Genomic DNA, 23,480 nt, shown 5'->3' on the forward strand with positions numbered 1-23,480 from the left:
CATGGCCACATCTGCAAGAACCATCCTCATCACCACGCTCGCCGAATACCAGACCCGGTTCTGGCTCCCGGTCGCGCAGCGGCTGCGCGCGGCGGGCAACGACGTCGAGCTGCTCGCCTTCGACGATCGCAGCGCCGAGATGTCGGCGGCCGAGGGCGTGCCTGTTACGAACATGTACCGCGAGGGTCTCAAGAGCGGCCCCTCGCCCGACGATCGCGGCGCGTTCGATGCGCGTGTCGCCGCCTACGGGCTCGACGGGACCAACTTCCTGTTCAGCCATGAGCGCTTCACCTTCGGCATCCGCGATACGGCCGGCTTGCGCCGGCGCTTCATGATCTATGCCAATGCGATGGAGACGGTGCTCGACCGGCTGGAGCGGCAGGGCAAGCGCGTCGAGCTGGTGCAGGAGCTCGGCGGCTTTCTCTCGGTGATCGCGAGCTTCTACGCCGCCCGGCGCCGCAACATCCGCAACTGGTTCATCGAGCCGTCCTTCTTTCGCGGCCGCATGTACTTCACACCCGACACGCTCGGCGCGCCCGACGTGATGCCGACGCCGGCAGACGCGGTGTCGCCGGAAGTGCGGGCCTATCTCGACGACACGCTGACGCAGCGGGCGATCGTCATCCCCAAGAAGGACCAGCATCATTATTCGGCGGCCTTCAAGAAGGTCGTGAACCTGCGCAACGCCCGCCGCCTCACCGAGAAACTGTGGGACCAGTTCGCGCTCGGCAAGCACCAGGAGTTCGGGCACAATCTGCGCCACGCCCGCGTGCACGCCGCGATGGCGCTCAATGCGACGCGGCTGCGCAAGCTCTACAAGCCGATCCCCGAGGCGCCCTTCGTCTACTATCCGTTCCACGTTCCGGCCGACATGGCGCTGACGCTGCGCTCGCCCGACTATCTCGACCAGGTCGCAACCGTCGACTTCCTGTTGCGAACGATCCCGGACTCGCATGTGCTGGTGGTGAAGGAACATCCCGCCCAGATCGGCGCGATCTCGGCCGACCGCCTGTTCGAGCTGGCGCGCCGGTTCGACAATTTCGTGCTGCTGCCGCCGCAGACCAACAATTACACCGTGCTCAATCGCGCCGATGCGATCATCTCCGTCAACAGCAAGTCGGGTGCCGAAGCCTTGCTGCTCGGCAAGCCGGTGGTGGTGATGGGCGATGCGTTCTATCGCTCCTGCCCGCTGGTCTATGCGGTCGACCGTCTCGCGGACGTGCCCGCGCGGCTGCGCGAGGCGCTCGCCGCCGGGCCGTTCGATCCGGCGAGGGGGGCGCCCTTTTTCGAAGCGGCCTGGCGCAAGTCTTATCCAGGCGAGCTCTACATCAGCGATCCCAAGCTGCTCGACACGTTTGCGGCCTCCTTGCGTGCCGCGATCGCCGAGCCCGCCCGCGCGAATTGAACGGACCCGTCAATGCCGCTCGTCTCGATCATCACCCCATCCTGGAACGTCGAAGGCCTGATCGAGGAGACCATCCGCTCGGTGCAGAGCCAGAGCTTTGCCGATTGGGAGCTCCTGATCGCCGACGATTGCTCGACCGACAGGACACCTGAGATCATCGCCGACATCGGCGCGCGCGATCCGCGCGTCAAGCTGATCCGGCAGGCGAAGAACGGCGGGCCGGCGCTGGCGCGCCAGGCCGCGATCGACCAGGCGCAGGGCCGCTATCTCGCCTTCCTCGACAGCGACGATCTGTGGCTGCCCGAGAAGCTCGAGCGGCAGCTCGCCTTCGCGAAAGAGAAGAAGGCCGCGCTCAGCTACACCGCGTTCCGCCGCATCAACGAGACCAACACGGTCACCGGACGGCTGATCGAGGTGCCGGCCTCGCTCACTTACGGTCAGCTCCTGAAGAACACCGCGATCGCAACCCTGACCGCGATGGTCGACCGCGAGATCGCAGGTCCCATCGCGATGAAGAACGAGGGCTACGACGATTTCTGCCTGTGGCTCTCGATCCTGAAGCGCGGCCACACCGCATACGGCCTCAACGAGGACCTGTCCCGCTACCGGGTCAGGGGCTCCTCGGTCTCCAGCCGCCCGATGCGCTCGGCCAAATGGGTCTGGCAGATCTACCGCAATGTCGAGCACCTCTCGCTGGTCCGATCGGCCTGGTGCTTCGCCCATTGGGGGGCGCGGGCCTGGCTGAAGCGGCGGGAGTTCTAGACGCATGGCGAGCACCCGGCTGAAAAAAGTGCGAGAACAACCCCATGCACAGTAGGGGTATTTAAATACCTGAATCCAAGCCACTTGGCTATTGGCGAGTCCGGCCGTTGCCGATACCACTCAGCCCGCTCCCGCCGCGGACAATCTGGAACCGATCATGCCGTTTGAAAGCTACAAGAACAGCCGCATCCTCGTCACCGGAGGCGCCGGCTTCATCGGATCGCACATCTGCGAGCGACTGCTCGATGCCGGTGCCGAGGTGGTGTCGGCGGACAATTATTTCACCGGCAGCCGGCGCAACATCGCCCATCTGATCGCCAATCCGCTGTTCGAGGCGGTCCGGCACGACGTCACCTTCCCGCTCTACATCGAGGTCGACGCGATCTTCAACCTGGCCTGCCCAGCCTCGCCGATCCACTACCAGCGCGACCCCGTGCAGACCACCAAGACCTCGGTGCACGGCGCCATCAACATGCTCGGCCTCGCCAAGCGGCTGAAGGCGCGCATCTTCCAGGCCTCGACCAGCGAGGTCTACGGCGACCCGCTGATCCATCCCCAGACCGAGGATTACTGGGGCAACGTCAATCCAATCGGCATCCGCTCCTGCTACGACGAGGGCAAGCGCTGCGCCGAGACGCTGTTCTTCGACTACTGGCGCCAGCACGGCCTGCCGATCAAGGTCGCCCGCATCTTCAACACCTACGGCCCGCGCATGCAGCCCAATGACGGCCGCGTGGTGTCGTCCTTCATCGTCCAGGCGCTGAAGGGCGAGCCGATCAGCGTGTTCGGCGACGGCGGACAGACCCGCTCGTTCTGCTATGTCGACGATCTCGTCGAGGCGATCATGCGGCTGATGCTGACGAACGAAGACATCACCGGCCCGATCAACATCGGCAATAATTCCGAGTTCACCATCCGCGAGCTCGCCGAGAAGGTCATCGAGCTCACGGGATCGCGCTCCAGGCTGGAGTTCAAGCCGTTGCCGCAGGACGATCCGCGCCAGCGCCAGCCCGATCTCACCAAGGCGAAGGCCGCTCTGAACTGGGAGCCGAAGGTGGCGCTCGAGGACGGCCTGAAAGAGACCATCGCCTATTTCAAGCACTCGCTGGAAATCGCCTGATACGCTCGCAACTCTCCTCGTCCGCAGCGAGCCCGTCGGCCATGAGCGCACCGTCCAGGATGATCAGCGACCTCCGGTCACGGCTGGACTCGACGGCCGCGCTGACGGTTCTGGTGCTGCTGCACAGCGCCCTCACCTGCCTGTCGCTGATCAAGGTCGCGACCTTTCAGTACTATATCAGCTTCAACGTCGAGCGCCTCTGGATCGCGATCATCGTTGCGGTCGGCTTCTCCGTCGTTTCGTTGCTGTTCGTCGTCGCCCGCTTCAGCTTCGGCTATTTCGTCGGGTTCTATTTCTACACGATGATCCTGGGCTTCCTCTGGATCGAGGTGTTCTCCCATTACAGCTACGAGCAATTGCCCGCAGGCATCTCGGCGGCGCTGGCGCTGGTGCTCTTCCTGTTGCCGGTGCTATTCGTCAAGGCGCCGCTGCGACAGCGCTTTACGTTGTCGAACGCACATTTCGAGCATCTGCTGACGCTGATCCTGGCCGTCTCGATGATCACCATCGCCGTGGCGGCGACCTACAATTTCCGCCTGGTCTCGGTCGCCAACATCTACGACTATCGCGACTCGCTCGAATTTCCGGCCGCGGTGCGATATCTGATGGGCTGGGTCTCCAGCACGCTGCTGCCGTTCGCCTTCGCCTGCTACTGGCTGCTCGGCCATCGCTGGCGTGCCGCGCTGGTCCTGATCCTGCTCCTGTTGTTCTACCCCATCACGCTGACGAAGTTCGCCTTCTTCACGCCCGCCTGGTTGATCGCCCTGGCGGTGCTCTCGCGCCTTCTGGAGGCGAGAACGGCAGCCATCGCATCGATCTTCGTCCCGATGCTCGTTGGCCTCGTCGTGATCGTCGTGACCGGCGCCGCCCTCGGCAGCATTCCCGGCAGATACTTCGACATCGTCAACATCCGGATGATCGCGACCGCATCCAGCGCTCTCGACATCTATAACAATTTCTTCTCGAGCCACCCACTGACCTGGTTCTGCCAGATCTCCGTCCTCAAGCCGCTGATGCATTGTCCCTACGATGTGCAGCTGTCCGTCCTGATGCAGGACGCGTACGAGCTCGGCAAATTGAATGCGTCGCTGTTTGCGACCGAAGGGATCGCGTCCGTCGGTATCTATCTCGCACCTTTGACCGCGCTCGCATCGGGCTTCGTGCTGGCGCTCGGCAATCGTGCATCCGCGGGCCTGCCGCCCCGCTTCATCCTGATTTCCGCCGGCCTGCTGCCGCAGACCCTGCTCAACGTGCCGCTCTCGGTCGCCATGCTCACTCACGGCGCCGCTCTTCTCTTCTTGCTCTGGTACGTGGTGCCTCGGAGTGTCTTTGCACAGGAGCGCTCGTCGGACGGGGAGCGCTCCCGATCCGGCACGGCTGGCTAGCGGGCCGCCGACGCCATCACATCCGCCGTCAACCGGATGAAATCCGCCACGAACGCCTCGACGCGCTGCTCGAGATTCGGCAACAGATTGCGGACGGTCGCAGGCCCGGCCGCCTGCGCAACCTCGGACATTTGATCGGCCAGGGTCTCGGCATCGTGGATGCCGAAATATCGCGCGCTTCCCCCGGTCTGTTCGCGATGAACGTCGATATCGGACAGGATCATCGGGACGCCGAACGACTTCGCCTCCTCGACCGTCGTGCTCCACCCCTCACACTCCGAAGGATTGATGAGAGCGATCGACGCGCGCAGGAGGGCATAGACGTGATCCAGCGGAATCATTCCGAGGTGCCTGAAATTCGTCTCGAGCCCGCGCGACCTGACTTGCCTCATGGTCGTTTCGAACAGATCGGGATCACGGGAGTCCTGCGTATGTCCGGATGCGGCGACGACGACGTCCAGCCCGCGGCGCTTCAAAAGATCAAGCGCATCGATGACGATCCGGTGATTCTTGTGCCGCCAGAACTGGTTCGGCAAATAAAAATAGCGTGGCGGCAGGCCGTAGCTTGCGATCACGTCGGACGGATTCGTGCTCAGCAGCCTGGCTGGCGGCTCGGTCGCAAACCGGACCACGGAGACGCCGTTCGAAAGACCCGGATAAAACTGCTTGAGATCAGCAAGCGCGCTGGCGCTGCTCACCATGATGTGCCGGCCGGACGCGATCTGGACCCGAAAGCCGAGATCGCGCCGCCAATAAGCGCTCCTGGAGAAAAGCTGCGGGAGCAGGCGGTGCTGGAAATCCGGGAACCAGGCGATTGCCGGGAACGGCAGGCGCCAGCCAAAGAAGCGCGCGGATTCGAACACGATGTCGATCTTGCGCAGCTCGAATTCGGCGACGGCGGGGCCGTCCAGACCAAAGGCGACCGCGCGGGCAAGGCCCGTTGCACGGGCAAGACCGGTCGCGGCGTGATCGAACACCGGCGTGCGCACGACCTCGACGGCGGGAATGCCGGCCAGCGCTGCAATCTCCTCGGGATCGTCAGCCGTTCCGGCAAACAGCACGGGGCTCACCGCTCCCGGCGCGTATCTGTTGAGCGCCTCGAACAGATTGCGTTGATAGTTGTAGCCTCCCGCCCACAGGCGGCGCGGAATGTTGGTGAATGCGATCCGCAGCGGCGCACGCTCAGGCACGAGCTTGGCCTTTGAACCATGCGACGTAGTCGGCCAGACCGCGCTCCAGCGGAATGGACCAGTCGAAATTCATGTCGAGCACGCGCCGGTTATCGGCCAGCAGGCTGATCGGATCGCCCGGCCGCGCGACGCCGGAGAACTTCACGGCCGTTTTGCTGCCCCAATGCCCGATCAGGCCCTCGGCAATGCCGGCCACGCTCACGCCTCGCCCGGAGCCGCCATTGATCACGTCAAAATCGTCCTTCCAGGTCCCCTCCGCGACGCGCGCCAGCAGCCGAACGACGTCGCGAACGTCGGTCCAGTCCCGGATCTCGGTCCCCGTTCCTCCGAGATTCAGCGTGCGCTGCTCGCTCCGCAGCCGCGAGCAGATGTCCCAGAGAAGCTGCTTGCGAAGGCTCGGACCGTAGACCGAGAACAATCGCACGACGGCGCAGCGAATGCCGAAGCTCTGGACGTAGCTCTGACACAGCTGCTCCATCATCAGCTTGTGGTGGCCGTAGGGCGACATCGGCGTCAGCACCGCGCTCTCGGGGATCGGCCCGGCGTGATCGGCCCCGTAGACGGCGGCGCTCGACACCACGATCAGCCTGCTCTCGGGCGCAAAGCTTCGAAGCCATTCCAGCAAACGCGCCGTGCTGGCCACGGTCCGCGAAAAGTCCTCGAACGGACGCTCGATCGACAGTCCGACGGACGAGCCGCCGGCCAGGTGGAGGACGTGCGAGGGCAGTCCGTGCGCGGCGGCGAGCGCGCTCAGATTGGCGGCGTCGACTTCGCCATTGATCCAGGTCTGCAAGCCGAGCGCGCGTGCATCGGCCGGATCGAGGGCTCCATGGCCAACGCCATGGACGGCATGCCCGCCGCCCGCCAACTCGCGGACGAGATGGCGGCCGATGAACCCGTTCGCACCGGTAACCCACATCGACATCGCGCTACCTGGAGTCCTGCCGACGAGACATTCGCTTAGCTCGCAGCCACAGTCCTATGGATGGTATCACACGTCCTCTCATCGTTCGTCCGGCGACAATTCCCGGACAATGGTCGCAGGATTGCCCGCGACGATCGAATATGCCGGAACATCCTTGGTGACTACAGCACCCGCGGCGACAATCCCACCCTCACCGATCGTCACACCTCGCATGACCATCGCACAAGCGCCAATCCACGCATCGTCACAGATCTTGATCGGACGATCGTCGAGCGAGAGCCTGCGCGGGTGACCCAAGGTGAAAATCTGCTTCGCCTGCTCGTGCCGCTCGGCAGCACGGATCGGATGCGAAAGATTATCGAATATGTTCACTGAATGCGAGATCAGGACGCGGTTTCCGATCTCGATCGAAGCTCCCGACCAGATACGTGTGTCGTCTCCGACATAGCACCACTCACCAATCGTAATCCGGCCACCGTGCCCGAGGACCATCAACTCGCCCCTGATGTGAGAGTGGCTGCCGATGACGATCCTGTCGCTATCGCCGAACGCGTTCCAGATCCGCGCGGAATGCGCCAGGAATGCCTCCCGGTGCAAGCGGCAAGTCGCCCGTCCCGTCAGGCGTCGGACGATATAGTGAAGGTTGAGGCCGTCAATGGTATGCGCACAACGGCGCGCGAGCGTAGAAAGAATGGACATCAGCTCACCCTCTGCGCCGCAAGGCCGAACGCGTTCGGATTCTCAATTGACACCTCCGACGGAGCCACACTCCCGTCCTTTACTGCATCAGGAAGTGGACATTCATTCAATCATTCGGATGGACGCTATGGCAAAAATCGTTTGGCTAAAGGCGCCCGACGAGGTCACTGAATGCTCTCCATTGCGCGTCTTTGCTGTAAATGTCATGGACGCGGCCTCGACCCAGCGCAGCGATTTCGGCCGATCGGGGCCAGTCATGCAGGCTTCGCGAGATCACCTCGGCGGCCTGTTCCGGCGTCGCGTAGGTCTCGATGGTCACGCCCTCCTGCATTCCGTCCGGGTACCCCCCGGCGTCCGACACCAGCAGAGCGCCGCACCCCATCGCCTCGAAGCAACGCATGTTGCCGCGGTCGGTGCCGGCCATGTCAATCGCACCGTTGAGCACGATCTTCGACGATCCGATCAGCTCGTAGAGATCCCTTCCGAACACGGGGGGTTTCGCGATGGCGGCGATAGCATCGGGACGCCTGTGCCGTTCCAGCGGCAACAATCGTCCGATCGCGCTTTCGGCGAGCCTCGTCAGGCGCGATGCATCGAGACACAGCACGACGTTGTGGTCGTCAGCCAGGCGCGCGACCCGCTCCAGCGTCCTGGCACGCACGCGATGGTGGCGCGAATAGCCGCCGACAAAGACGACGTCGATCGGGCGTTCGCCGTGGCCATATTCGTCCATCACGGGATCATGCGCCGGAAAGAACAATTCGGCGCGGCATCCCTTGCCGCGCCATAAGTCGAGGATCGACGGAAAGTTGCCAAGCACGGCACCATAGGCCGTGAAATCGGCATGGCCCGACGGCGCCGCACGCCAGCACAGTGTCGTCTTCACGCAACCCGGCAGCTTCGCGACGAACGCGCTCGGATAGCGTACGGGATCGAGATTGTAGAAAACCTCGGCGGCGTGATGCTCGATCTGCGCAAGCAGGATGGCCTCGAGCGCCGGCTCGCCCGGCATGCCCTGCTCGCGCGCCCAGCGCCGCTGCAGGACCTCGTCGTCGCCATTGGTGAAGAAGGCCTCCGGCGACCCGTCGAGCACCGGTTGCAGGAAATGCGACGCACCGAAGCGGTCGTGCAGGAACACGTCCCGCCGCTCCGCAAAGCTTCGGGTGTTCGCCGCGAGCTGGTTCAACCGCGGTAGATAGGACGGGTAAAGGGCACTATTCTGGAACAGGCGCATCGTCTACGCGTACCTCGCCAACATCCATTTCATGTTCAGATAAGGCCAGATCCGCCCGACGCTCTCCCAATCCCACGTCTTTGACGCTGACAAGCGGCCGACCGCTCGGCGCAAGGCCGCTTCATCCACCAGCTCGGCAAAGGCCGGCACGTCGCGGTCGAGCAGGTCTGCCGTCCAGCCGGCCAAGGGTCCGTTCAGCCATTCGGGCATCGGCGAATTGAAGCCGACCTTGCGGCGCGCGGTCCGGATCGACTCCGGCATCAGGTTGGCCATCGCCCGCCGGGCGACAGCCTTGGTATAGCCGTCTGCCGACTTGCTGCTTTCCGGAAGCGCCATCGTGTAGGTCACAAGGCGCCAGTCCATGAAGGGCATGCGGACCTCGACGCCGTGGGCCATCGAGAGACGATCGAAGTTGCGCAGGATCGTGGGCAGCACCGTGCTGTGAAACATGCGGTAGAGCCGCCGGTTCAGGCCGCCCCATACACGCGGCAGCACGTCGTCCTCGGCGACGAGCGGAAGCGGGTTCGGAACATCGCGCAGGCCGCCCCGCAGAAAATAGACGCCCTGACGTTTCAAGGCCAGCACGCGCAGGAGGTCCACGCCGCGACGCGCCAGCGGCGATCGCGAAGCCAGATCTTCCGCGGCGTTCCGGATTCGAAACGCAGCCGCCTCTCCTTCCTGCAGATAGGCCCCCATCAACTCGTCCGCCCCGTGACCGTCGAGTGACACCGTCACGTCGTTCTGCCGCAATTGCCGATAGATCAGCCATGCCGCGCTGGGCAACCCGATATAGACGTCGTCGAGATCGTCGAGAATCCGGTCGAGGTCCGTCAACGCATCGGCCTGTCCGATTTCGAGGAAAGTAGGCTCGACCCTGGCCCAGGCGGCGGCCTCCTCGGCCATCGGCCGTTCGTCGTTCAATGCCCCCGGGAACGTCGCAACGAAGGCGTGACGCCATGCAGCGCTGTCGCGCGGCCCCATCCCGGCCTGCTCATGCGCCGCCATGGTGCAGATCACCGCCGATGAGTCGAAGCCTCCGGACAGGCACGTCCCGATCGGCACGTCGCTGCGCATCCGCAGGGCCACGGCGTCCTGGAACAGCTCGCGGAAGCCGGCCACACGCTCGGACTCCGTGGCCGGCACCGGAGGCAGATGATCGATCGTCCGCCACCAGCGCCTGACGCTGACCTTGCCCTGGCGCAGCCACATGCAATGGCCGGCCTGCAGACGGCGTACCTGCCGAAACAGGGTGCGGTCGCTTCCCTCGACGCCAAAGGCGTCGAGCAACAGCCTCCGCGCCACCTCCAGATCGACGGAAGCATCGATCAGTCCGCTGCGCGCCAGCGCCCGCTGCTCGGAAGCGAAGACAAATCGCTCCGGCGACATGGCATAGAGCAGCGGCTTGATGCCGAAGCGATCGCGCGCGAAGAACAATTCGCTCGTAGACGTATCGAAGATCGCCAGGGCCCACATGCCGTTGAAGCGCGGCAGCATGTCTTCCCGCCAGGCCTCCCAGGCGGCGAGGATCACTTCGGTATCGGATTGGCTGCGGAACACCGCGCCCCGCGCCTCGAGCTCGCGGCGCAGCTCGAGGAAATTGTAGATCTCGCCGTTGAAGACAATGACGTGACGGCCGTCCGCGGACAGCATCGGCTGATAGCCGCCCTCGCCGGGATCGATGATGGCAAGGCGACGATGGCCGAATGCGAGCGTCCGGTCCGCGCTGAACCACGTTCCTTCGCCAAACGGACCACGATGCGCGATCAGACTGGTCAGTCGCGTGATGTCGGCCGGCTCGACCGCATTGCCGCGCAAATTGACGATTCCAGCGATTCCGCACATGTCCTAGATGGCCTTCAGGGGCACGAAGCGGCTGAGAATGGCGCGCAAGTCCTGCAAGCAGGCCCTTCGATACGGTCCCAGCTGCGACGCCGCAACTTCGACGACAAAGATGATCGCAGCCGTCACCGACGCGACGACGCCCACCGACCACCAGGACGGCGCAAGATGGAACGGTGCGCGGTCGAGGCCGGTGCGCAGCGCCAGCGCCGTTGCGATCCCGATGCCAAGCGGCATCAGCACGCAATGGATGACGCGCGGCCAAATGCCGGACAGGTCAAAACTACGGCGCAACAGCACGACGATGGTCGCCATCTGTGCGATCATGCCGGCGCAGGCGCTCCAGCCTGCGGCCTGCCATCCGAAGCCTGGCAATACGATCGCACTGGTGCCGAGGGTGACGATACCCGTGATCAACGCGATGAGCGCGTTGTAGCGCGAGCGCCCCTGCGCCAGCAGATAAAAGCCGAACACATTCGCGCTCGATCCCAGGATGCCGGCAATCGACAGGACGACGAGCACCCGCGCGGACTCGGCCGCGACCTCGGCACCTGTCCAGACATGCAGCAGCGGACCGGCCACGGGGATCAATGCGCCCAGGGCACTTGCGGCAAGGACATTCAATATCCACGACGATCGGAACAGCAGATCGACCTTGCGATCCTCGCTCTCCTTTTGCAGCGTGCTGAAGAACGGAAACAGGATCTCACCGACCTTGAGGATGCCGATATAGGTCGCCTCCTGGAGGCGCTGCGCCACGCCATAGAAACCGACGAATTGTGGTTGCAGCAGCGCGCCAAGCAGATACCGGTCGGCCTGCGCCGCAAGCAGCGCGCCGCCCTGTGCGGCCACCTGCCAGATGCCGAACCGGGCGAGCCTCGCGAAGGCATCGCGATGCAATGCCGGCGGTGCCAGCCATTGGCCGATTGCACCGCGCGACCAGGCCACGGCCGTCAGCAGACCGGTCGCAAGTCCCAGCGCCTGGCAACCAAGAAACGTCGACGCGTATGGCGAAACGGGGATCAGCAGGAGCATCGAGAAAGTCGAGACCACGGTGCCGGCAATGCCGACCAGGGCAATCCGGCGATAGTCCTGACGCGCGGTGAACAGGGCGACGAAGACCGCCGACACGCACTGGCACAGCCAGCCAATGCCGGCCAGTGCGAAGGCCCATCCGAGGTCGGCGGCGGCCGGACCGGCCAGATGAAATCCGAGACGCGCAAGCGGAGCTCCGGCAACCAGAAAAAAGAGGCTGATCGGGCCGCCCGCGCCGATCGCGAGCATCACCGAGGTCGCGAACAGGCGCCGCGCATCTTCCCGATCGGATGGTTCCAGTCGCTGCGCAAGCTCGCGCGCCGTCGAAAGGCCCAGCGCGTTGCTGAACACCAGCGCCGGCGCGATGCAGGCGGTGACGAGACCCGCCACGCCGAACGCAGCGAGGCCGAGGTGAACAATCACGAAAGGCAGGATGGCCAGGTTCAGCACCACGGCCACCAGGAAAGCCATCGCATTCCACGCGGAGTTTCCCAGCAGATCGGGCGGTCTTTTTCTCGAAGTCATGCCAGCCACCCGGCCGTACCCTCACCAAGCCTTTGCCACCTCGTCAATTAGGGTTCCCCCCAAGCAGCGCGAATTCGGGCTAGCAGTCAGTGCGCGGATTGTCGATAGCCTGCGGAGGCAACAACGGGCCGCCGGTGCCGGGCCCATTCGGGCACGGCAAGCTGCCGGACCGCATCACGGTCGTGAGCTTCCCCAACGCCGGATCATGCGCTCAGAGCCCATCCGACTCGCCTTTCTTCGGCGTCGAACGCGGCACGAAGGGGGCAAACGACGGATCGTTCGTCCCGGGCATCGTCGGCCTCCCGCCGGCATCCGCCGGGGAGCCGCGGGGGCGCCCGCCGGATCCGCCGGACGCTGGAGCGCCAGGACCTCGCTGCGATCCCCCTGCTTGAACGTCACCTCGCGCGGCTGAACCTCCGTCAGCGACCAGCCGCCGAGCGATTCGCCCTGCCGCAGGCGCACGACCTTCTGGTCGAGGCGGTTGACCAGAATCGCGATGGCGTCGCCCTCGCCCACCACGGCCCCCACCAGCAGCAGTGGCGGCGGCGCCTCGACCGGCTTGGGCGGCGGGGCTGCCTGCACCTCTTCGACCGGAGCCCCCGCGACCGCGCGTGGCGGCGGCCGGCGCGAGGCCGAGAAGATCGGGCGCTCCTCGGTTGCCGTCAGCGCCGAGAGCGGCACCGACCATAGCGGATTGCCGCGGGGGACCGGTTTGCTGACAGGCTGCGCGGGCCGCGCGATCGGCCTCACCGCGCCGACATCGACGCTCTCGACAGGACTGCCCGCGGCATCGTCGGGCAAGATGTCGATCCGCGAGGAGGTGGCGGCCCAGGTCGCTGTCGGCGTCGCAGCACCGCCCAGCACCGTCCACAGCGCAGCCAATCCCATCGCTCGGAGCCAGGCGGACATCGAATTTCCCTGCAAGATTCCTTGCCACCGAAGGCCGCCGGCGCGCGGACAGGCCTTCCGGAGCAAACTAGGCCCGATGGGCCCGCCCATCAACCCGCCTCGCATCGGCTCAATTCCGTCGGAAAGGCCGCATCTCGCCTGGCAGATATTGCGGCGCATGAAAATGTTGCCCAACAGCCACGATTGCGGCAATTGCACCCGGAACAGCCTGAAACCCCGCGCAATTGGACCTACGTTCATTGCGAGGCACCATGACACCATGAGATCATGGCGCACCATAGAGCCCCGTTGCACGCAAAAGTTGCAGCATTGCGAATATTGTTTTCTGATTTGAGAGCACAGATGGCCGGACCGAAAATGGCGCCCGAGAGGATCGGATGCCGGCTAGGGCCCATCACCCGCCACGCGCTGGCGACCCTACTCGCCACGACCGCGCTCGGCGTCGTCGCCGCCCACGCCGTCGACGGCACCTGGACCGGCGCCAGCACCGACTGGACGGACCCGACCAACTGGTCATCCAACCCGAGCGTGCCGGATGGAACCGCGACCTTCACCAACACCGGCAGCGCGAACGTCGACAATTTCAACGGCGTCGTGGTCATCGGCACGATGCTGTTCACGAACACGGCGCAGGCCTACACGGTCACGATCGGCGACGCATTCATCGTCAACGGCACCGGCATCATCAACAATTCGGGCAACACGCAGAACTTCGTGTCCGCGTCCGGCGGCATCAATATGGTGTTCCAGAGCAGCAGCACCGCGAGCGGCGGCACGGGTGCGGTGACCATCACGAACAGTTCCGGCGGCACTGTCTCGTTCCTCCAGAACAGCACGGCGGGAACGGCAAGCATCGTCAACGGCGGCTTCCTCACCTTCGAGGATTCCAGCACCGCCGGCAGCGCCCAGATCACCAACAGCGGCCAGATCGATTTCTTCACCAGCGCCTCGGTCGGCAGCGCCACCATCAGCAATGCCGCATCGGCCATGCTGAACTTCCACAACGCCACCACCGCCGTCACCTCGTCCATCACCAACGACGGAACGGTGAATTTCGACGGCTCCGCCACCGCCGGCAGCGCCACCATCACCACCAACAACGGCGCGACGACGAACTTCTCGGGCGCGGCGACCGGCGGCAGCGCGCGCTTCATCACCAATGGCGGCGGCACCGTCGACATTTCCGGTCTCACCAGCGGCGGGATGACCAGCGGCTCGATCGAAGGCGCGGGCAATTACGTGCTCGGCGCCAACACGCTCACCACCGGTAGCCTCAACACCTCGACCCAGGTCGACGGCGTGATCTCCGGCGCCGGCGGCGGCCTGACCAAGGTCGGCACCGGCACGCTGACCCTGACCAACGTCAACACCTACACCGGTGCGACGACGATCTCGGCCGGAACGCTGGCATTATCCGGCGCCGGCAGCATCGCGAGCTCCAGTGTCGTGACGGTGAATGGGACGTTCGACATCTCTGCGGCCTCGTTCCCGATCATCGGCATCACGACGCTCGCCGGCAGTTCGAGCGGCGTCGTCAACATGGGCGCCCACGGGCTGTTCATCAGCAACGGCTCGACCGAATTCGCGGGCGTCATCCAGGGCACTGGCGGATTTGAAGTCGGCAGCGGCACTCAGACGCTCTCGGGCGTGAACACCTACAGCAACGTCACCCAGATCGACGGGGGAGCGACGCTCGCGTTGAAGGGCGCCGGCTCGATCGCAAGCTCGCTCTATGTCGCCCTCGCCGGCGCCGGCGCCACGCTCGATATTTCCCAGACCAATTCAGGGGCTTCGGTCGGCGGCCTTCTCTCCGCCAGCACCGCCGGCTTCGTCTCGCTGGGATCGAAGACGCTGACGATCACGAACGGCAGCTTCTATGGCGGCGTGATCCAGGACGGCGGCATCGGCGGCGGCACCGGCGGCAACCTCGTGATCGCAAGCGGCGCGACGCAGCAGCTGTTCGGTACCAGCACCTATACCGGCACCACGACCATCGTGGCCGGCGGCGAGCTCGATCTCATCGATTTCGGCGGCCTCAATGGCAGCATTGCGACCTCCAGCAGCGTCATTGCCAACGGCGCCTTCGACATCTCGGGCCTGCTCAACGGCGGCACCTCGATCAAGTCGCTGTCAGGCTCGGGCACCGTCAATCTCGGCTTCAACACGCTGACCATCACCAACGCCAGCGGAACCTTCTCCGGCGTCATCGACGATGCCGGCTTCGGCGGCGGCCTGATCATCGCCGGCGGCACGCAGACGCTGTCCGGCGCCAACACCTATACCGGCGCCACCACGGTGAATGGCGGCACGCTGGTGGTCGACGGCTCGATCCTGAACAGCCCGATCACCGTCAATGCCGGCGGCACGCTCGCCGGCAGCGGCACGGTCGCCGGCGTCCAGGTCAGCGGCGGCACGCTGGCGCCGGGCAGCGCGACGAACCCGTACGGCCCGCTGACGGTGACCGGCAGCCTGATCTTCACCGCCGCCTCGACCTATCTGGTGCAGGTCTCCTCCACCAGCGCCAGCCTCACCCAGGTCACGGGCGCGACCGACCTCGGCGGCGCGACGGTGCGCGCGAACTTCACCTCGGGCACGGTCAAGAAGCAGTACACGATCCTGACCGCGGCCGGCAGCCTCGGCGGTACCAGCTTCAATCCGACCGTCCTCTCCAACATGCCGACGCTCAACACGACGCTGAGCTACGACATCAACAACGTGTACCTCAACGTCAACGTCAACTTCGCACCTAGCGGCGGCCTCAACGCCAACCAGCAGAGCGTCGCGAACACGCTGACCAATTTCTTCAACACGACCGGGGGCATTCCCGCCGCCTTCGCCGCGCTGGGACCGGCGGGGCCGACCACCGCCTCGGGCGAGCTCGGCACCGGCATCCTGCAGGCCGCGATCAATGCCGACGGCCAGTTCATGAACCTGATGCTCGACCCCACTGTCATCGGCCGCTCCGGCGGCTTCGCCAAGGCGGGCAGCGTCGCCCAATTCGCCGACAGCGACGACGCCACCGCCTACGCCAGGATGCGTCCGGCCAACGCGCGCGAGCGCGAAGCCTATGCAATGGCGACCAAGGCGCCGCTGCTCTCCTCGCAGCCCAGCAGCCGCTGGAGCGTCTGGGCGGCGGGCTATGGCGGCTCGGCCGAGGTCGGCGGCAACGCCGCCGTCGGCTCGCAGGACCTGACCGCACGGGTCTGGGGCGGCGCGGCCGGCGCCGATTACAGGATTTCGCTCGACACCCTCGTCGGCTTCGCGCTCGGCGGCGGCGGGTTGAACTACTCGGTCGCGAATGCGATGGGCTCGGGCTCGTCCGACCTGTTCCAGGCCGGCGTCTATGGCCGGCACAATTTCGGACCGGCCTATATCTCGGCCGCCCTCGCCTATGGCTGGCACGACGTCACCACCAACCGCACCGTGGCGCTCGCCGGCGCCGACCAGCTCCAGGCCCGCTACAAGGCCGACAGCTTCTCGGCCCGTTTCGAGGGCGGCTACCGCTTCGCGACGCCGATGATCGGCATCACGCCCTATGCGGCGGCGCAGGTGACGAATTTCAACCTGCCGAACTATTCCGAAACGAGCCTCAATGGCGGCGGCCTGTTCGCGCTGAACTACGCCGCGCAATCCCTCACCGACACCCGCTCCGAGCTCGGCCTGCGCACCGACAAGTCCTACGCCATGCAGAACGGCGTGCTGACCTTGCGCGGCCGCGCCGCCTGGGCGCACGACTACAATCCGAGCCGCGCCGTCACCGCGCTGTTCCAGACCCTGCCGGGCACATCGTTCATCGTGAACGGCGCCAGGGTCGATGCCGATTCCGCGCTCGTCAGCGCCAGCGCCGAGATGAAATGGCTGAGCGGCTTCTCGATCGCCGGCACCTTCGACGGCGAATTCTCCGGCAACGTCACCAGCTATTCCGGCAAGGGCGTGTTCAAGTACAGCTGGTGAGCTGACACATCTTTCTTCCCGACGAAACAAATTCTCCCACGCGTCCTTGACTGTATCCTATAGGATACTTATGTTTGAGGTTCAGAAGACTGACGAATTCGATCTGGCTGGGCTGCGCTCAGAGACCAGCGAGCGGTCGCGAAGATCGCTTCTCGCATTGAGCGGCTCGCCATGGGCAATGCAGGCGACGTGAAGGCCGTGGGCGCGGGAGTCAGTGAACTGCGCGTCGATTATGGGCCGGGTTACCACGTGTATTACAAGGAAGTCGGCAACAGGATCGTGTTGATCCTTTGCGGCGGAGACAAGTCGACCCAGGACCGGGACATCAGACATGCCAAAGCGATCGCAAGCCAGCTCTAAGCAGAGCGCGAAGGTAAGAGTAACTAAGTTTGATGCAGCGGACTATCTGAAGACACCGACGGCGATCGCCGCTTATCTCACTGAAGCCTTCGAGACAAATGACCACGCTTATATCTGTAACGCGCTCGACACCGCCGCTCGCGCGAAGGGAATGGGTGACATCTCGAAAGCGACCGGCCTCTCTCGTGAGAGTCTCTACAAGACGTTCAAAGAGACCGCAAAACCCGAATTTGAGACCGTCCGCAAGGTGATGAACTCGCTCGGCGTCAAATTGGTAGCCGAGCCCATCGATGATCAACAGAAGATGGCTTGACCACGCCTTCCTACTTCCCGGCCTGCCACTGGCCGGACACACCCAAAATCACCCTGACGCGGCCGGTGGGCGCGTCGCCGAGCGCGGTGGTCTGCGGCACCTGGACGTCGAGCTGGTCGACGAACAGGAACGGCATGCCGGCCTCGAGATCGTAGAGCAGCTTCTGGAGCGCGGGCTGCTCCAGCTCGCAGCTCACGACGAGGCCGACGAAGCCGTCCTTGGTTTGCGCACCTGATACGTCCACCTGCGAAGACTGCACCGAGCCGCCGACATTGCCGACGGCCGCCGCAACCCGCTGCAACAGATTGGCGCCCGCGACCGTCACGGTCGGCCCTTCCAGGAACGGCGTGCCGGGATGCTCGGCCGGCGATGTCGCTGCGTTCTTCGCGCCGCTCTTGCGGCCGCGCAGCTGATCGAGCAGGTCGGAGCTCTCTGCCAGCGCCTGACGGTGAGAGATGACGTCGGCGATCGAGAGGCCGGCCATCAGCAACAGCCCGCCGGCGATGGCGATGTACAGCGAGACCGCAATCAGCGGCGAGCCGGTCAGCGCCCGCGCCACGGCGTTTCCGCTCGCAACCTTGCTGCCCATGACACTGTTCTTGCCACTGCTCATGGCACGTTCCTCGGTTCGATCTGCGCCTCGATGTGGAAGCGCTCGCCGGGTTCGGAGGGGCTGCGCGTCGTCGGGGCGTAGAAGGTCGCGCGGGTGAAATGCTGGGACTGCTCGATCAGCGGGATCAGCGAGGGCGCATCGCGGGTGATGCCGCCGATCTGGATCTTGTTGCCGGCAACATGCAGCTCGGTGACATAGGTGTGATCGGGCAGCAGCCGGCTCAGCGACTCCAGCACGATCACGCTCGCCGGTGTCTCGTATTTGCGCCGCTCGAGCAGCGCGAGCGGCGAGCGCTCGCCGCCGTCACTGCCGCGCAGCGCGGCGCGGCGCTGGGTGATCTGCCGATCGAGCTCGCTCTGCTGCGTGCTGAGGCTGTCGGCCAGATAGCCGGCTGCGACCGAGCCGGTCACCGCAGCGACCGCGGCAAGCGCCAGAACGGCTTGCAGCGTGCGGCTCAGCCGCACCGGGTCGACGGCGCCGCGCGATTTCTGCTCGAACACCTTGATGCGCGGGCCCTCGGCGGCCTCCGTCACGATCGCGATCGCCGAGGGGTGGAAGCCCGACAGCGCCTCGACATAGCCCATCGCCAGCCGGCGCGGCGCCGCGGCGATCTCGGTGGTGATACTCTCGCTGCCATGCGCCACCGGCGGGCTGCACCCGAACACCGCCTCGGTGGCGCTCCACGGCGTCAGCCGGTCGATCTGGGCCCGCACGATACCGTCGAGGAAATCGGCCGCGCGGGCCGGCAGCTCCAGCGGGCGAAACAGAAAGCGCGTCGGCTGCAGCACGATCTCGACGCGGCTGCCACGGACGATCTGGGCGAGATTGGCGCCCACGAACTTGCCGTCCTCGAAGGTGATCTCCTTCGGCACGTTTTCCGACTTCGAGGCCTCCAGCGCGAATGCGCCGGTCCCGGTCTCGACCAGCCGCACCAGGCGCGGCGCCACCACCCGTTCCATGGCGGCCACGATCGTGCCGGCCACGGTGCCGGTCCAGGCATCGAGAATGCCGCGAAGGGAATTGAGCGAACTCATCTCACAGAGGCTTTCCGGCAGAGCCGTCGAAGGCGTTGTGCCACGACAATACACGATAGGGCTCATCGCCGCTTTCGAGAAGCAGGATGACGACCTCGGCCGAGCTGCGGCGATGCGACGGGGCCTCGACGGCGACCGTCATCCGGTAGGCCTTCGAGCCCTCGATCGTCGCATTGGCGCTGCCGGCGAGGCCGACCAGGGAGCGCGGGTCGACCTTGGGATCGGCGCGGTCGCGCAGCACCTGCTGCAGCGTCTCCGGCGTCATGCCGGGCAGCGCCGCCACCACCTGCGGTGCGGCATCGAGCACGTTCACGGTGCGCATGTTGCTGAACACGGTGACGAACGGCATCACGCGCTCCACCACGGCGGACGGAATGCCGCGCACGAGCCAGAGCTCGTCGCTGTGCGGAAACGGCGCGTGACGCGGCAAGTACGATGCGCCGAGCGTGCGATAATAGGAATCCTCCGGATTGTCCTGTCCGGCCTCCGTCGACGAACGCCAGGCCAGGATCCGGTCGGCATAGACGAGCGCATCACTCGCGGAGACGCCGACCGCCATCATCAGGCCGGCGAGCATCGGCTTCGGCGCCATGTTGAGGTCGACGCGCGCAGCCTCCGCGCGGAACGTCACGCTCACCCAGCCGGCCCCGACGCGGGCATTGAAGGTGCCGCTGGTCGGACGCGCCGCTTCGTTCTGCGCCGTCAACCGGTAGGCGGCGAGCTCGAGTCCGGCGTTCACCAGCGCGTCGGCCTGCAGCCGGTCGGCGTTGACGGCGACCGTGACCGCGGTGTTTGTGACATAGGTCAGATAGATCAGCGCCAGCGCGGCCAGCGCCGCCAGCATCCAGAGCACCGCGACGACGATGAAGCCGCGGCCATCACCAGGCCTCGCGTGGTCGGGCCTCGCGCCGCTCACAGCTGCTGCTCCTCTTTCGTCGGCTGTTGCGGCCGGCCGCCCGCCGCGACGCATGTCACCGGATTCTTGGCTCGCGCGCATTCGGCCGGTGCCGTGATGTGCGGGACCACCGCGCCCGACACCGCCAGCACCTGCCCACTGGCGCCGTCACGCACGGTGATGCGGATGCGGGCCGGCAGTTGCGGTTGGCCGCGCCAGGTCGGCTGCCACTGACCGTCCTGCCCGGCATAGGCGAAGCTGACGCGGAACGGCGCCCGGATCAGCACGACCTGATCGACGAAGCGAATCTGTCCGTCCGTCGGCATCGGTTGGAACGGCGCGCGCTCGCGCACCAGCGCGAGCCCCTGCGCGTCGGCCTTCTCGATCAAGCGGATGAATTCGAGCCCGGGACGCGCGCTCGGGCCGAGCGCGGTGCGCAGGAACGTCACCGACAATTCGGCGCCCTCGAACAGCGGCGCCTTGGCATCGCCGTTGACCGTCATCTGCTCGGCGACCGACAGGTCGGCGATGATGCGGTCGAGCCCGGTCGCGAGACGCTCGGCCCGCTGCACGCGGGCGATGCCGCGGTTCCAGTTCGGCAGCCATTGCGCCGTCACCGTCGCGAGTGCCGCCAGGATGACGGTCATCAGCAGCGTCGCGAGCAACACTTCGAGCAGGGTGAAACCCGCCTCGTCCGCGAGTGCGCGGCGCAGGCGCTTCATGGCCAAGCCTTCAACAGAGCCTTTCATAGAAAAGCCCTTCACTGCGAAGCCCTCAGCACCAGCTTCACCGTCGTGACCTGGATCGCAGCGCCGTCGGCGCGCTGCAGGCGCAGATTGACGGCCAACGGCACGAAGCGATCGGTCTCGGGATTGCCACCCGTCACGCTCATCGGTGTGACGTCGACGCGCCAGCGGCTGCCGGCGAGTTCGCCACTCTGCCGCCCCGGTTTCAGCAAGGACCGCGCCGACAGGTTCGCAAGCAGGGTCTCGGCCGTGCCGGCGAGCACGAGACGCTGGTCGATCGCACGCGTGGCTTTCGTCGTCGTGGCGATGACCGAGCCGATCGTCCCGAGCACGACGGCGATGATCGCGAGCGCGACCAGCGCCTCGATCAGCGTGAAGCCGGCGGCGTCAGAGCAGCTTCTGCGGGACAATCTCGACGCCTCCGGTCAGCCAGTTGACGCGCACCTCATAGCCCATGCCGGGCCGCGCCAGCGCGATTGTCCCCCCGCACGACATGCCCGACGGAAAGAAGTCGATCGACCGCCCCGCTGCGCGATCGGCACAGCGCGAGGCCAGCATCGCCTGCATGACCACGTCGCCCGGCAGGCGAATGGTCCGCCCGGTGACGCCGGAACGGATCGCGCGCGCCTCCGCATCCACCTGCGTCGCCACCCTAACCTGCCGGCGCAGCGCCGCGCTGCGGTCGGCCTTCAGCAGCGCCGCGGTCTCGACCGCGTAGCTTTCCAGCCTCGCCCGGGTCGTCGAGCGCGGTATAGCCGGCAGGATGATCGCCGCGAGCAGGCCGATGATCGCGAGCACGCACAGGATCTCGATCAGCGCGAAGCCGGGCGCATCGCGGATGTCCTCAGCGCGCGCCGCTGACAATGTCGGCTGCCGTTCCACTGCCGCCTTCCTGGCCGTCCGATCCGAGCGAAATGATCTCGTAGGGTGCGCTCGCGCCCGGCGAACGATAGACGTAGATGTGGCCCCAGGGATCGCTCGGCACCACGCCGCCGCGCAAATAGGGCCCGTTCCAGCCGGACTGGTTGTTGTTGCGGGTCAGCGCCACAAGGCCTTCATTGGATGTCGGATAACGGCCGAGATCGAGATAATAGAGATCGAGCGCGCTGGAAAAACTCTCGATCTGGATCTTCGCCGCCTTCGCCTTGGATTCGCTGAGATAGTTCAGCACGCGCGGGCCGACCAGCGCCATGATCATCCCGATGATGGTGATGACGACCAGCATCTCGACGAGAGTGAAGCCTGCTTCCCCTCGGCGTGCGCGCCGCCGACCGCGGCTTGCTGTTGGATGTTTGGTCACTTCAAGCTTCTCCCGTTCCCTGCCTATCCGACAATCTGGCTCACCGACATCAGCGCCGTCATCACCGAGGTGATCAGGCCGCCGACGACCAGCGAGATCGCGATGATGGCCGCCGGTCCCGCAATGCCGACGGCGCGGTCCAGCGTACGCTGCAACTTGGCCTCGTAGAATTCGGCGACCCGCCCGGACAGCATCGGCAATTGCCCGGTCTCGTCGCCGAGCCGGAGCATGCGCACCGCCATCGCCGGCAGCGCCGCGGTCTCGGCCAGCGCATCGGAAAGCTTCGAGCCATGGCGGACGCGATCGGCAGCCTCGCTCCAGACCGTGGACGGGCCGGTCGTGGCCATCATGTCGATGAGGATGCGCAGCGTGATGGTGAGATTGACGCCGCTGCCGAGCAGCAGGCCGAGATTGCGGCAGAACAGCGCCGTGCGGTACGCGCTCATGATGTTGCGGATCGCCGGCAGCCGCGTGATCGCATTGGTGATGCCGCGGCGGATACGCTCCTGCCGCAGCAGAAGCCATGTCGCGGCGATGACGGTCGCAAGGCCGGCCAGCATCACGTCGGAATTGCCGCGCAGGAAGGTCGAGATGATGAGGAAGACACCGACGACCGGATCGACCTTGGCACCGAAATCCTGCAACACCGATGCGAACTGCGGCAGCACGAAAGTGAGGAAGAACAGCAGCACGCAGCCGGCCGCGCCGAGCACGAACAACGGATAGCGGATCGCATCCGACAGCCGGCGCCTCAAGGCCTCGCTGCGCGCGCGTTCGCCGGCCAGCACCTCCAGGACCTGATCGAGGGACCCCGAGGCCTCACCGACCCGCACCAGCGCGATGTACATCGGCGGAAACAGCCCCTCATGCCGTGCCAGCGCCTCGGCAAAGCTCTCGCCCGAGACGACGCGGGAGCGGATGTCGGCAACGACCGGCCGCAGCCGGCCGAAATCGGGATCGGCCGCGAGCAGCTCCAATCCGTCGTTGATGCGGGCGCCGGCCCGCAGGAGCAGCGCGAGGTCGCGGGTGAAGATGGTGACGTCTTCCGGCTTCGGCCGGTTGAAGAGGCTGGTCACGCGGCCGGCCGCGCCGCCCTCCTCCGGCGTCACGTTGTCGACCAGGACGAGGCCGAGCCGCTCGATCCGCTGCGCGACGTCGCTCGCCGCCGGCGCGGCGATGGCGCCGGAGACCAGTTCGCCGTTGGCGTTGAGCGCGCGGTAACGATAGTTCGGCATGG

General features: G+C 65.7%; 22 protein-coding genes. 7 read left to right on the plus strand and 15 right to left on the minus strand.

Annotation, left to right across the window (positions count from 1 at the left end):
• The first annotated feature begins 1 nt into the window (after position 1).
• From XH79_RS36965 to XH79_RS36980, 4 genes are all read left to right on the plus strand, one after another.
• Positions 2 to 1,405, plus strand: a complete 1,404-nt coding sequence (locus tag XH79_RS36965; protein ID WP_271584876.1) for a capsular polysaccharide export protein, LipB/KpsS family — start codon at positions 2 to 4, stop codon at positions 1,403 to 1,405.
• A gap of 12 nt (positions 1,406 to 1,417) precedes the next feature.
• Complete coding sequence (locus XH79_RS36970) at positions 1,418 to 2,167, plus strand: glycosyltransferase family 2 protein (protein WP_212342705.1); 750 nt, start codon at positions 1,418 to 1,420, stop codon at positions 2,165 to 2,167.
• A gap of 157 nt (positions 2,168 to 2,324) precedes the next feature.
• A complete protein-coding gene (locus XH79_RS36975; protein WP_211408591.1) occupies positions 2,325 to 3,287 on the plus strand; it encodes a UDP-glucuronic acid decarboxylase family protein in 963 nt (320 codons plus the stop codon).
• A gap of 41 nt (positions 3,288 to 3,328) precedes the next feature.
• Entirely contained in the window at positions 3,329 to 4,672 is a 1,344-nt protein-coding gene (locus XH79_RS36980; protein ID WP_271584877.1) for a hypothetical protein, read from the plus strand.
• On the opposite strand, the gene XH79_RS36985 is transcribed toward XH79_RS36980, so the two are convergent.
• From XH79_RS36985 to XH79_RS37015, 7 genes are all read right to left on the minus strand, one after another.
• Positions 4,669 to 5,862, minus strand: coding sequence for a glycosyltransferase family 4 protein (locus XH79_RS36985; protein ID WP_271584878.1), 1,194 nt, complete (start codon positions 5,860 to 5,862; stop codon positions 4,669 to 4,671). The genes XH79_RS36980 and XH79_RS36985 overlap by 4 nt on opposite strands.
• Complete coding sequence (locus tag XH79_RS36990; protein ID WP_271584879.1) at positions 5,855 to 6,787, minus strand: NAD-dependent epimerase/dehydratase family protein; 933 nt, start codon at positions 6,785 to 6,787, stop codon at positions 5,855 to 5,857. Before XH79_RS36990 ends, XH79_RS36985 begins: the two co-directional genes overlap by 8 nt.
• 78 nt (positions 6,788 to 6,865) lie before the next feature.
• Positions 6,866 to 7,486, minus strand: a complete 621-nt coding sequence (locus XH79_RS36995; protein ID WP_271584880.1) for an acyltransferase — start codon at positions 7,484 to 7,486, stop codon at positions 6,866 to 6,868.
• 145 nt (positions 7,487 to 7,631) lie between these two features.
• Positions 7,632 to 8,720, minus strand: coding sequence for a glycosyltransferase family protein (locus XH79_RS37000; RefSeq protein ID WP_271584881.1), 1,089 nt, complete (start codon positions 8,718 to 8,720; stop codon positions 7,632 to 7,634).
• 3 nt (positions 8,721 to 8,723) lie between these two features.
• Positions 8,724 to 10,562, minus strand: coding sequence for an asparagine synthase (glutamine-hydrolyzing) (gene asnB / locus XH79_RS37005; RefSeq protein WP_271584882.1), 1,839 nt, complete (start codon positions 10,560 to 10,562; stop codon positions 8,724 to 8,726).
• A gap of 3 nt (positions 10,563 to 10,565) precedes the next feature.
• Positions 10,566 to 12,119: a lipopolysaccharide biosynthesis protein gene (locus XH79_RS37010; protein ID WP_271584883.1), complete on the minus strand. Its 1,554-nt coding sequence runs from the start codon at positions 12,117 to 12,119 to the stop codon at positions 10,566 to 10,568.
• A 174-nt stretch (positions 12,120 to 12,293) separates the two neighbouring features.
• The gene (locus XH79_RS37015; RefSeq protein WP_271584884.1) at positions 12,294 to 13,043 is read right to left on the minus strand and encodes a hypothetical protein; all 750 of its coding nucleotides are present in this window, start codon (positions 13,041 to 13,043) and stop codon (positions 12,294 to 12,296) included.
• A gap of 327 nt (positions 13,044 to 13,370) precedes the next feature.
• Here XH79_RS37015 and XH79_RS37020 point away from each other — a divergent pair, with 327 nt between their 5' ends.
• From XH79_RS37020 to XH79_RS37030, 3 genes are all read left to right on the plus strand, one after another.
• Positions 13,371 to 16,982 carry an autotransporter outer membrane beta-barrel domain-containing protein gene (locus XH79_RS37020; RefSeq protein ID WP_271584885.1) on the plus strand — a complete coding sequence of 1,204 codons (3,612 nt, stop codon included), beginning with the start codon at positions 13,371 to 13,373 and terminating at the stop codon, positions 16,980 to 16,982.
• A 171-nt stretch (positions 16,983 to 17,153) separates the two neighbouring features.
• Positions 17,154 to 17,342 (plus strand): type II toxin-antitoxin system RelE/ParE family toxin, encoded by a 189-nt coding sequence (locus XH79_RS37025; RefSeq protein ID WP_333938929.1) that lies wholly within the window; start codon positions 17,154 to 17,156, stop codon positions 17,340 to 17,342.
• Positions 17,314 to 17,655, plus strand: coding sequence for an addiction module antidote protein (locus tag XH79_RS37030; protein WP_271584886.1), 342 nt, complete (start codon positions 17,314 to 17,316; stop codon positions 17,653 to 17,655). Before XH79_RS37025 ends, XH79_RS37030 begins: the two co-directional genes overlap by 29 nt.
• Before the next feature lie 10 nt (positions 17,656 to 17,665).
• On the opposite strand, the gene gspM is transcribed toward XH79_RS37030, so the two are convergent.
• From gspM to XH79_RS37070, 8 genes are read right to left on the minus strand one after another with little or no spacing between them, the layout of a single operon-like run.
• Positions 17,666 to 18,268, minus strand: a complete 603-nt coding sequence (gspM, locus tag XH79_RS37035; RefSeq protein ID WP_212342680.1) for a type II secretion system protein GspM — start codon at positions 18,266 to 18,268, stop codon at positions 17,666 to 17,668.
• Positions 18,265 to 19,302, minus strand: a complete 1,038-nt coding sequence (locus tag XH79_RS37040) for a PilN domain-containing protein (protein WP_271584887.1) — start codon at positions 19,300 to 19,302, stop codon at positions 18,265 to 18,267. The genes gspM and XH79_RS37040 overlap by 4 nt, the downstream gene beginning before the upstream one ends.
• 1 nt (position 19,303) lies before the next feature.
• Complete coding sequence (locus tag XH79_RS37045) at positions 19,304 to 20,218, minus strand: general secretion pathway protein GspK (protein ID WP_271584888.1); 915 nt, start codon at positions 20,216 to 20,218, stop codon at positions 19,304 to 19,306.
• A complete protein-coding gene (locus tag XH79_RS37050; protein ID WP_245003782.1) occupies positions 20,215 to 20,919 on the minus strand; it encodes a general secretion pathway protein GspJ in 705 nt (234 codons plus the stop codon). The genes XH79_RS37045 and XH79_RS37050 overlap by 4 nt, the downstream gene beginning before the upstream one ends.
• 38 nt (positions 20,920 to 20,957) lie before the next feature.
• Positions 20,958 to 21,353 (minus strand): type IV pilus modification PilV family protein, encoded by a 396-nt coding sequence (locus XH79_RS37055; protein ID WP_271584889.1) that lies wholly within the window; start codon positions 21,351 to 21,353, stop codon positions 20,958 to 20,960.
• Positions 21,331 to 21,825 (minus strand): prepilin-type N-terminal cleavage/methylation domain-containing protein, encoded by a 495-nt coding sequence (locus tag XH79_RS37060; RefSeq protein ID WP_271584890.1) that lies wholly within the window; start codon positions 21,823 to 21,825, stop codon positions 21,331 to 21,333. Before XH79_RS37060 ends, XH79_RS37055 begins: the two co-directional genes overlap by 23 nt.
• Positions 21,788 to 22,243, minus strand: a complete 456-nt coding sequence (gspG, locus tag XH79_RS37065) for a type II secretion system major pseudopilin GspG (RefSeq protein ID WP_212342673.1) — start codon at positions 22,241 to 22,243, stop codon at positions 21,788 to 21,790. Before gspG ends, XH79_RS37060 begins: the two co-directional genes overlap by 38 nt.
• Positions 22,244 to 22,266: 23 nt before the next feature.
• Positions 22,267 to 23,478: a type II secretion system F family protein gene (locus tag XH79_RS37070; RefSeq protein ID WP_271584891.1), complete on the minus strand. Its 1,212-nt coding sequence runs from the start codon at positions 23,476 to 23,478 to the stop codon at positions 22,267 to 22,269.
• Positions 23,479 to 23,480 lie beyond the last annotated feature (2 nt).

The organism is Bradyrhizobium sp. CCBAU 45389 (genome assembly GCF_028128625.1).
GTDB classification, from domain to species: domain Bacteria; phylum Pseudomonadota; class Alphaproteobacteria; order Rhizobiales; family Xanthobacteraceae; genus Bradyrhizobium; species Bradyrhizobium liaoningense_B.

Coding starts and splice junctions, on each gene's coding strand:
- XH79_RS36965 (WP_271584876.1), top strand. CDS start 2: ATGGCCACATCTGCAAGAACCATCCTCATCACCACGCTCGCCGAATAC.
- XH79_RS36970 (WP_212342705.1), top strand. CDS start 1,418: ATGCCGCTCGTCTCGATCATCACCCCATCCTGGAACGTCGAAGGCCTG.
- XH79_RS36975 (WP_211408591.1), top strand. CDS start 2,325: ATGCCGTTTGAAAGCTACAAGAACAGCCGCATCCTCGTCACCGGAGGC.
- XH79_RS36980 (WP_271584877.1), top strand. CDS start 3,329: ATGAGCGCACCGTCCAGGATGATCAGCGACCTCCGGTCACGGCTGGAC.
- XH79_RS36990 (WP_271584879.1), bottom strand. CDS start 6,787: ATGTCGATGTGGGTTACCGGTGCGAACGGGTTCATCGGCCGCCATCTC.
- XH79_RS36995 (WP_271584880.1), bottom strand. CDS start 7,486: ATGTCCATTCTTTCTACGCTCGCGCGCCGTTGTGCGCATACCATTGAC.
- XH79_RS37000 (WP_271584881.1), bottom strand. CDS start 8,720: ATGCGCCTGTTCCAGAATAGTGCCCTTTACCCGTCCTATCTACCGCGG.
- asnB (WP_271584882.1), bottom strand. CDS start 10,562: ATGTGCGGAATCGCTGGAATCGTCAATTTGCGCGGCAATGCGGTCGAG.
- XH79_RS37010 (WP_271584883.1), bottom strand. CDS start 12,119: ATGACTTCGAGAAAAAGACCGCCCGATCTGCTGGGAAACTCCGCGTGG.
- XH79_RS37020 (WP_271584885.1), top strand. CDS start 13,371: ATGGCCGGACCGAAAATGGCGCCCGAGAGGATCGGATGCCGGCTAGGG.
- XH79_RS37025 (WP_333938929.1), top strand. CDS start 17,154: ATGGGCAATGCAGGCGACGTGAAGGCCGTGGGCGCGGGAGTCAGTGAA.
- XH79_RS37030 (WP_271584886.1), top strand. CDS start 17,314: ATGCCAAAGCGATCGCAAGCCAGCTCTAAGCAGAGCGCGAAGGTAAGA.
- gspM (WP_212342680.1), bottom strand. CDS start 18,268: ATGAGCAGTGGCAAGAACAGTGTCATGGGCAGCAAGGTTGCGAGCGGA.
- XH79_RS37040 (WP_271584887.1), bottom strand. CDS start 19,302: ATGAGTTCGCTCAATTCCCTTCGCGGCATTCTCGATGCCTGGACCGGC.
- XH79_RS37050 (WP_245003782.1), bottom strand. CDS start 20,919: ATGAAGCGCCTGCGCCGCGCACTCGCGGACGAGGCGGGTTTCACCCTG.
- XH79_RS37070 (WP_271584891.1), bottom strand. CDS start 23,478: ATGCCGAACTATCGTTACCGCGCGCTCAACGCCAACGGCGAACTGGTC.